The sequence below is a fragment of the Magnetococcales bacterium genome, assembly GCA_015228935.1.
Lineage (GTDB): Bacteria > Pseudomonadota > Magnetococcia > Magnetococcales > DC0425bin3 > HA3dbin3.
In genome coordinates, this window is record JADGCO010000175.1 from 1 (window position 1) to 4,411 (window position 4,411).

The window sequence follows — 4,411 nt, forward strand, 5'->3', positions numbered from 1 at the left end:
GAAAACCTGCAATACGTCCGACTCTTGGCGCTGAACAACGCGCCAAGAGTCGGACAATGGCCCACCCCCTGGATCCCGTTACAGAATAGCCGAAACGATGATCAAGGCCGCGCCGTCTTTTCTTGTATGAAAGTCATATTGTCACATCATGATTGAAAGGTTGGTGTTGAATGACCATGTCTGGATATATCAGAATCGTCACCGTGTTCCTGGTCATCATGTGCAGTGCCCATGACAGCATGGCTGGCCCGGTGGACAGTGGTGTCCAACGCCTGGTTTCCGACAGCATCTCGCGGGCCGTGAATCGTGCCATCGTCAACAACATCAACTTCATGCTCCGGCACGCTGAACTCAAAATAGACGATGAGCTGCACAATCTTTCTTCTGTATATATCCATGCCGACAAAACAAAGATTGGATTGGTCTTCGGAGATGACGCAAGAGTCTGGGATTTTGCGACGGGTCAGCACAAACCCGTCTCCCTGTCGGAACTCTCAGGATGGGACAAGATCACACCCGATGCACAGGGCACATACACGATACCGTTGAACGACACACTCACCGCCCATGTCAATGCCGCAGGCACTCTGACACTGACGGGTCACCAGTCCAAAGATGAACTCGTCAAGGCCGTGACCCTGAAGCAAAGGGGATGGGCCACACTCGATAAGACAGGGCGTTTCGATGCTCCGTACAGTCACATGGAGAAGGTTTCCTGGATGATTGAAAACGATAAATTTAATATTAAAAAGTTCGCAAGCTCATATTATGAACCAGGTCTTCTGGTAAAATATTATAAAAATAGCCAAAAATTCTTGTCGAATGGTCAATTTTCATTCGCCACGGGCGTGCCCATGCCACCCAGCATCGATGATCTTGCCTTCATCAGTGAACCGGAAACTGCGGATACCCCTGCACAGATCCTTGTTTCCTCACAGGCAATTGGCAATACCATAGAAGATATCGTTCTCTACCACAACGGCAAAAAAGTGCCAGCGCACCATCGATTCATCGACAAGACGGATGCGAAAGAAGACAACAACGTCAGGGCCGTCGCTTTCAACGTTCTGCCCCAGGCCGGCAACAACGAATTCAAGGCCATCGCGGTCGGCTACGACCACATGGAAGGCAATAGCAAGGTCATCACGAAAGAGTTGCCCGGCACCACAACCGGCAACCTGTACGCCCTCGTTGTTGGCGTCAATGAATACAAGGGGAAAGCATTCAATCTCGATTACGCCGTCAATGACGCTGAAGCAATCAAGAAATTTTTTTCAAGTGCGCAGATTAAGTTTAAGAATATCTACACGCATCACATTTATGACCATGACGCCACAAAAAGCAACATCATTCAGCTTATGAAAGATATCGGCAAGAAGACGACACAGAGCGATGTTGTCGTCATCTATTTTGCGGGACACGGTGTTGTGAGTCATGAAAAGTGGTACTTTTTATCGCATGATTTCAATGAGGCATCGGACAAGGCTGTCCAGAATGCGGGTATCAGCGCATCAAGCTTGCAGGAAATTCTTCTGAACGAGTTCCGCTCGAATAGAATGTTCATCATGTTTGATGCATGCCATTCTGAAGAAGCCATCCATGGCATTGAAAAATTTGCTCAAATGAAGGAGCAATATTTATTGAGTCAAAATATCGGTATCGGCTTGCTGTCCGGATCCCGTTCCAACCAGAAAACAGCAGAGTTGCCGGACCTTGGGCATGGTCTGTTCACATTCGCCGTGTTGGAAGCGTTGAACGGAAAGGCGTTTTCATATAAAGAGAAGAACAAGGTGTTCGTCTCGGATGTGATTGCGTTTGCAGAAAAGAAAGTCGATGAGTACTCTGAAAAAGTGCTTGGAATGTCACAAAAACCATTCGGTATGCTGAGCGGATTCGATGTTTTTCTGGCTGGTTATTGATCCGACAGCCAACGTAGCGTACCCATCCGGTCATCCCCTGAACAAACTTCTGAATCGGTGACTGTTCATCACCCGGCAACGAATCGGGATCCAGGGAGCTGGCTCCCTGGCAGGTCCACAGGACGGAATCCTGGTGGCGGAGCAAACCATGAATCGGTCTTGTGTGTGCCCCTGGTCCAATCCAACCAGGTGATCGGGGCCATTTATCTGGAAAACAATCTGCTGAAGGGGGAATTTTCGCCCCGGCGCGTGGAGATGCTGCGCCTGATGGGCACCCAGGCCGCCATGGCCATTGCCACGGCACGGTATACGACCAGATTGCTGGAATCCCAGGCCGCTTTGACCCATTCCCGGGAAAAAATCCGGGCATTGGCCACCATCCGCCATATTTCCCACTCGTTGCGACCGCGTGTTCTCGATCAGTTCGGCTTGCTGGCCGCGCTGGAATGGCTGACGATGGAGACTGTGCGCCATACCGGTTTGTCGTGCCGGGTCTCCCGGGATTCCCAGGAAGTGGTGTTGGATGAGCAGCGCAAGACCACGTTGTTTCGCATTGCCCAGGAGGCACTGACCAATGCCGTGCGTCACGCCCGGGCACGGCACGTCGTCCTGGCCTTGTATCTGGAGCCTGAAAATGTCAAATTGCAGATCATTGATGACGGTTGCGGCATTGACCCACACATACTGCAAGAAAACAAGGGGTTTGGCATCAACGGCATGCGGGAACGTGCCGCGCATCGGCATGGCCGTCTCGATGTGGAACAGATCCTGGCAGGGGGAACCCGGGTGACCGTCCTGTTGCCACGTCTGCCTGAAGATCGATTGGAGGAAAGTGGTGTCAATGAAACCGGACGCATGCCGGGAAATTCGGTGGTGCCCGACATTGACCTATAGCCTTTCTCGGAAATCCTGATGCCAGGAAAAATCCTCCTGAGCATCTTCAATCCTCAAGGGGTTTGTCAAAAATGGCATCAGGATTTCCGATACAAGCTATAATTGCCTGATGTAGCGTAAATTTTCTCTGACACGGTGACTTTGCCATGGAAGGAGAAAAATATGCTGCCCTTGGAGGCTTTTTGTTGCCAGAACCCGAATTGTCCTGATACAGGGATCCGAAGAAAGGGAAACCTCAAGTGGCATGGCTATCATGCAATCATGGACCGAGGGGTTGTAACTTTGTCGGTACGATCATGATATTGTCGTAATATTTCTACAAAATTATAGTGTTTTTTCGACAAAAATATTTATTATTTTTCATGGAATCCATTCCGGGATCCGGTGTATGATCGCCGCTTATGTGATCGCCGTGAGGCTTGAACGGCTCGCGCAGGGTTGTCACATGTGGAGACAAGTTATTGCTTCTGTGTTGGATTCTCACAACGGCCATAGGGGAAACAAGAATGAACAGGAATATATCATGGGCACTTGTGTCGGCAACGTGTTTGTTGTGTTCACAGAATCTGTTTGCAGCGGATGCTGAGGAAGAAGCCAAAAAAGCGGCGGAACGCGCTGTCAACAAGGCCGTCGCATCGCTCTTGGCAAAGAGTGTCGAACAAAGCATCAGCGATACGAAAAAGAGCGATCAGGCCAAGAGCAGCTCTGGTAATTCGGTCTATTTGCAACCATCTTATGGATGGATGCCGAAGTTCAATGTGGCAGGAACCGAGATCGATTCCAACATGACTTCTGTACTGACAGGCGGTGTTTTCAGCGCAGGATCAAGGGCCATGTTTGGTATCGCTGCCAACTATGCATCGTTGAAAACGACCGTGAAAACTCCAGCAATGAACGTACTTGGCTTCGTCACCCCTGCATCGACCGTCAAAAGTTCAACCAATATGTCCTTGGTGAAGGGGACAGGCACGGCTATCTTCTCGCGTTCTTCCGACAGTAATAGTGCTTCTGCTTTCTGGGCCACAGTAGGAGGACAAGCCGGATGGTCTTCCTCGACGGCGGATTCGTCTTCCTACGGAGTCGATATCAATTTGACCGGAAGTTACACGGACAAAAAGAGCAATTTTCAAATTCTCGGCAGCTATGGTCTTGCAAATACAACCAGTAAAGTCGATGTCAACGTTGGTGGACAGACCAGTACCACGACTTCCAATTCGAGCGCATACAATTTTGGTCTGCAAGGAAAATATCTTGGCAATCCCGTAGAATTGAGCCTCGCTCTCGATTATGGTGGTGTTTTTGCCGAAGATGGGGCTTCGCTGACAGTTACACCATCCCTGGATTACAATATCAACAGCTCATCGCAGATCGGCATCGGCTACTCGAACAGCAGAACCGTCAACAACCCGGACAATACACCGTCTATAATTTTTCACTCCATCTTTGCCAACTACAAACTCTCGTTTTAACTGAAGCACGTTTCCGGGCTATGCGCCACAATGTGTTGGCAGGCCAGGATCATTCTTTCGGCCAGGATGATTGCTTTTTTCGGAAAACCTGCAATACGTCCGACTCTTGGCGCTGAACAACGCGCCAAG

The 4,411-nt window shown here is 49.8% G+C and carries 3 protein-coding genes; all 3 read left to right on the forward strand.

What is annotated here, in order from left to right:
- The first annotated feature begins 170 nt into the window (after nt 1-170).
- Entirely contained in the window at nt 171-1,919 is a 1,749-nt protein-coding gene (locus HQL65_20255) for a caspase family protein (GenBank protein MBF0138569.1), read from the forward strand.
- 57 nt (nt 1,920-1,976) lie between these two features.
- Nucleotides 1,977-2,813: a GAF domain-containing protein gene (locus HQL65_20260; protein MBF0138570.1), complete on the forward strand. Its 837-nt coding sequence runs from the start codon at nt 1,977-1,979 to the stop codon at nt 2,811-2,813.
- A 506-nt stretch (nt 2,814-3,319) separates the two neighbouring features.
- Nucleotides 3,320-4,282 (forward strand): hypothetical protein, encoded by a 963-nt coding sequence (locus HQL65_20265; protein ID MBF0138571.1) that lies wholly within the window; start codon nt 3,320-3,322, stop codon nt 4,280-4,282.
- The last annotated feature ends 129 nt before the right edge of the window (nt 4,283-4,411 follow it).